The 4,456-nt window shown below is 66.1% G+C and carries 5 protein-coding genes; 3 read left to right on the top strand and 2 right to left on the bottom strand.

Going from position 1 to position 4,456, the window contains the following annotated elements:
- Positions 1-576: iron chelate uptake ABC transporter family permease subunit (locus I71_RS12405; protein ID WP_148294220.1), on the bottom strand; the 576-nt coding region annotated here is incomplete at its 3' end.
- Positions 577-627: 51 nt separating this feature from the next.
- Here I71_RS12405 and I71_RS38265 point away from each other — a divergent pair.
- Positions 628-972 (top strand): hypothetical protein, encoded by a 345-nt coding sequence (locus I71_RS38265; RefSeq protein WP_159107374.1) that lies wholly within the window; start codon positions 628-630, stop codon positions 970-972.
- 554 nt (positions 973-1,526) lie between these two features.
- Positions 1,527-3,197 carry a methyl-accepting chemotaxis protein gene (locus I71_RS12395; RefSeq protein WP_307188986.1) on the top strand — a complete coding sequence of 557 codons (1,671 nt, stop codon included), beginning with the start codon at positions 1,527-1,529 and terminating at the stop codon, positions 3,195-3,197.
- Between the two features lie 50 nt (positions 3,198-3,247).
- Here the strand turns inward: I71_RS12395 and I71_RS12390 are convergent, their stop codons facing one another.
- Complete coding sequence (locus tag I71_RS12390) at positions 3,248-3,727, bottom strand: Lrp/AsnC family transcriptional regulator (protein WP_042695165.1); 480 nt, start codon at positions 3,725-3,727, stop codon at positions 3,248-3,250.
- A 136-nt stretch (positions 3,728-3,863) separates the two neighbouring features.
- On the opposite strand from I71_RS12390, the gene I71_RS12385 reads away from it, so the two are divergent.
- Positions 3,864-4,456 (top strand): alcohol dehydrogenase catalytic domain-containing protein (locus I71_RS12385; protein WP_042695162.1); only part of this gene is annotated, 593 nt, incomplete at its 3' end.

Below are 4,456 nucleotides of genomic sequence, written 5' to 3'. Positions count from 1 at the left end.
CAAGCCCGATGCCGGCGCCGCCCAGGAATTGACGGCGATGCCGGCCAGCAGCATGTCGGTGGCCGAGCAACGCCCGTCCCGGCGTGCCAGCGTCAGGATCAGGATCGTCGCCGCCAGCGCTCCCAGGAAGGCTGTCACCGGCAGCAGCGTGGACAGCGACAGGCCGCTGCGCGACAGCCCCAGCCCGGCGACTCCCAGCATCATGGTGGCCGATCCGGCCAAGGCGGCGCCGCTGGATACGCCGACCAGCCCGGGGTCGGCCAGCGGGTTGCGGAAGATCGCCTGGAGCGAGGCGCCCGCGACGCCCAGCGTCACGCCGACCGCCGCCGCCAGCACGATGCGCGGCAGGCGCAGGGTGTAGAGGACCGCGGCGTCGCGGCTGCCCAGCGGCTCTCCGGGCATGCCGGCCGCCTGTGCCAGATGCGACAGCACCCGATCGAGCGGCAGGGGAATGCTGCCGGTGGACAGGGCGAACAGCACGGCGGCCGCCAGCGCGGCACCCAGCAGCCCCAGGACGGGCGCAAGGCGGGGCCGCCGGGCTGGCGGCATGGCGGTGATGGACTGGCTGGCGCTCATGGCCCGGCCTTCCCGGTCTGGGCGCGCAGCAACGTTTCGACCGCCTCCGGGGTGCGCGGGCCGAACCCGACCAGGAGCGCGCCGTCGAGCTGGACGACGCGACGGTCGCGCGCCGCCGGGGTCATCGCCAGCTGGGGCAGGGCGAGCAGGGCGTCCAGCCCGCCGGAGCGCTCCGCCAGCGTGCGGCTGACCAGCAGGATCTGCGGCTCGGCCGCCAGGGCGGATTCCCACCGTCATCAGCAGCACGCGCAGGACGTGGAGCGGCAACCGGTCGACGGCGAAGACAGCGGCCACGCCCTCGCGCCAGATCATCGGCGCCAGCACCGCCAGCCCGAACAGGCTGCGCACGGCCAGCAGCATGGCAACCGGATGGTCGGCCACCAGCCATTTTCCTAGCGCATCGTTCAGCGTGAAAAGCGTCATCCCGCCGAGCATCATCAGGATGCCTCGGCGGGTGTCGGTCGCGGGGGCCGCGGTCATGGAGGGGTCCGGGAGTTGTTCGGTCGTGTAACGGGCGGGATGGTAGGCGGGCCCGAGGGCGCCGCGGACATGTCCGGAAACGAACATTGCGGGAATGACGGCCGAGTGCAACCCCCCGCTCCGACCGCAACGAGCCATCCGGCGAAAGGGCGTTCCTCCAGAAGCGCAATTTTCCCCGACCAGGCCTCTAAGATAATTCTGTAATCGCCAACAGATCCGATGTCTTCGCTTGATCAAAAACTAGGAATGACCCTGAGAATTTCAAAAAACAATAGGTTTGAATCCTATCTGGAAAAAAATCCGCTGAGTATCTGATATATTTGAACGAAAACATGCGGACATCGTGGGTTCGATAGGCATCTTCTCTTTGATTAATCACGCAACAAGTGGTTTTCAGAGTTGGAATGACTCCTATCACCGCTCGTTCCAAGGGTAAGGAAAAAGCAGAAATGGCGTCTTTTCTTAAAAACTTGTCAATCTCCAAGAAGCTTGTTGCCGCCTTCGGATTCCTGGTCGCCATAGCAATCCTCGCCTTCTCCTTCGGCTATTCCCAGCTCACCTTCATCGAGAAATCGAATGGCTGGACCGTCCATACCTACGAGGTTCTGGAAGAGGTCACCAGGATTCAGGCATCGATGATCGACCAGGAAACCGGCGTCCGCGGCTATCTGATTTCCGGCGACGACAAGTTTCTCGCCCCCTACCGCGCCGGGCAGCGCGCCTTTTCCGAAGCCCTGGCGGCGGCAAAGCGGCTGACGGCCGACAATGCGGTGCAACAGGGTCGCTTCGCCGAGGTGGAGCGGCTTGCCCAGACCTGGCAGACGACGGTCGCTGAAAAGGAAATCGCCCTGATGGCCAAGGCGGACACGCGCGACCAGGGCCGCGCCCTGGAGGCGTCCGGCGCCGGCAAGGCGTCGATGGACGGCCTGCGTGCCAAGATCGCCGAGATCGACAAGATGGAGCGGGACCTCCTCGGCAAGAGGGCCATCGACCAGGCCGAGGCATTCTCGAAGTCCTACACCGCCAACATCTCCGGCGGCGTCCTGATGGTCGCGGTTGCCATCGGTGCGGGCCTCCTCCTGTCGCGCGGCATCGCCGTGCCGATCCGCCGCATGACGGAGGTCATGGGCCGGCTGGCGGCCGGCGACAACAGCGTTGCCATCGAGGGGCAGGAGCGTCGCGACGAGATCGGCGCCATGGCGCAGGCGGTGGAGGTGTTCAAGCAGAACGCCATCGACAATGCCCGCATGGTGGCCGAACAGGACGCCTTGAAGGCCAAGGCCGAAGCCGACCGCAAGGCGACGATGGCGGCCATGGCCCGGACCTTCGAAGCGAGCGTCAAGGCGGTGGTCGAAAGCGTCGCCACGGCATCAGGCAGGATGCAGTCGGTGGCGACCTCGATGGTCGGAACGGCCGAGCAGACCAGCCATCAGGCCGGCGCCTCTGCGGCGGCGGCCGAACAGACCTCCGCCAATGTGCAGACCGTCGCCGCGGCAACCGAGGAGATGTCGGCATCGCTGCTGGAAATCTCCAAGCAGGTCAGCACCTCCTCGCAAATCTCCGCCCAGGCGGTTCAGGACGCGGCACGGACCAATGAAACCGTCGCCGGTCTGGCCAATGCCGCCCAGAAGATCGGCGAGGTGGTGACGCTGATCCAGAGCATCGCCGGCCAGACCAACCTGCTGGCGCTGAATGCCACCATCGAGGCGGCCCGCGCCGGCGATGCGGGCAAAGGCTTCGCGGTGGTCGCCTCGGAGGTGAAGAACCTCGCCACGCAGACGGCAAGGGCCACCGACGACATCGCCGCGCAGATCGCCACGATGCAGGCGGTGACCGCCGACGCCGTCGAAGCGATCAGGGGAATCGGCGCGACCATCACCCAGATGAGCGGGATCGCCACGGCCATCGCCTCGGCGGTCGAGGAGCAGAACGCGGCGACGGGGGAAATCTCCCGCAACGTGACGCAGGCGGCGTCGGGAACCCGCGAGGTTTCCACCAACGTCATCGATGTGCAGAGGGCTGCCAGCGAGAGCGGCACGATGGCCAACCAGGTGCTGGATGCCGCCGCCGAACTGTCACGGGAAGCCGGGACGCTCAGCACCGCGGTCGACGAATTCCTGCGCGGCGTCCGCGCCGGCTGACGAAGCACCGGGCGATACCCACCCCGGACCTACAGGACCGGGGCCGGGTGTCAGCGATAAGGCTCTTCCAGAACCGGCAGGCGGTTGGTCTCCTTCATCTCCCGCAGGGAGAGGTTCGAACGGATGCTCGCGACGCCCGGAAGCCGTCTCAGCACCTTGTCGACGAAGCCGCTGTAATCGTCGAGATCGCGGGCGACGACCACCAGCAGAAAATCGGCCTCGCCGGTCGTGTTGTGGCAGCTCAGCACCGACGGGCAGGATTGGATGATCCGCTCGAAAGCGGCGGTCACCTCCTCGCCATGCTGGGTGCAGACGATCTGCACGAAGGCCATCACGCCGAAGCCGAGTTTCCGGCGGTCCAGGACGGCCTGATAGCCGCGGATCACGCCACCCTCCTCCAGCCTTTTCTGGCGGCGCCAGCAGGACGCCTCGCTCAGCGCCAACTGCTCGGCGAGCCTGGCGTTGGACAGGCGCCCGTCCTGCTGCAACCGGTCGACAATCGCAGCGTCTATTTTATCGAGCGCGTCCATGGCGAAGAAGTCCTTCAAGGAGGCGATATTTTCAGAAAGACTCCTTCATAATCCGGAGACGCCCCGCCTTCAATTGAAAGGCAATTTCAGCGCCGTCGCCGTAGAATGACGGGACCTTTCCAGCAGGAGAACCCCGATGAAAGCGGTGGTCTACGAGGCGTTTTCCGCACCGCCCCAAATCATGACCGTGCCCGATCCGACGCCGGAGCCGCATGGCGTCGTCGTCAAGGTGATGGCGACCGGGGTTTGCCGCAGCGACTGGCACGGCTGGGTCGGCCATGACACCGACATCCGGCTTCCGCATGTTCCCGGCCATGAGCTGGCCGGCATCGTCGAGGCGGTCGGCAGGGACGTGACGAAATGGCGGATCGGCGACCGGGTGACGGTGCCGTTCGTCGGCGGCTGCGGCGCCTGCCCCGAATGCCATTCCGGCAATCATCAGGTCTGCGACCGGCAGTTCCAGCCCGGCTTCACCCATTGGGGGTCTTTCGCCCAGTATGTCGGCCTGCATCAGGCGGACATCAATCTGGTGCGGCTGCCGGAGTCCATGGACTTCACCACGGCGGCCAGCCTCGGCTGCCGCTTCGTCACCTCGTTCCGCGCCGTCATCGACCAGGGCAAGGCGTCTGCCGGCCAATGGGTGGCGGTTCACGGCTGTGGCGGCGTCGGCCTGTCGGCGATCATGATCGCAAATGCNGTGGGCGCCAAAGTCGTCGCCGTCGACATCTC

Origin of the sequence: Azospirillum sp. B506 (assembly GCF_000333595.1) — a bacterium.
GTDB lineage: Bacteria > Pseudomonadota > Alphaproteobacteria > Azospirillales > Azospirillaceae > Azospirillum.
The sequence above is the reverse complement of the archived record's forward strand: the minus strand, read 5'-3'. Positions and strand labels throughout refer to the sequence as shown.

Excerpts from the sequence above, each read along its gene's own strand:
- I71_RS12390 (WP_042695165.1), bottom strand. The coding sequence starts at position 3,727 with ATGGACGCGCTCGATAAAATAGACGCTGCGATTGTCGACCGGTTGCAG.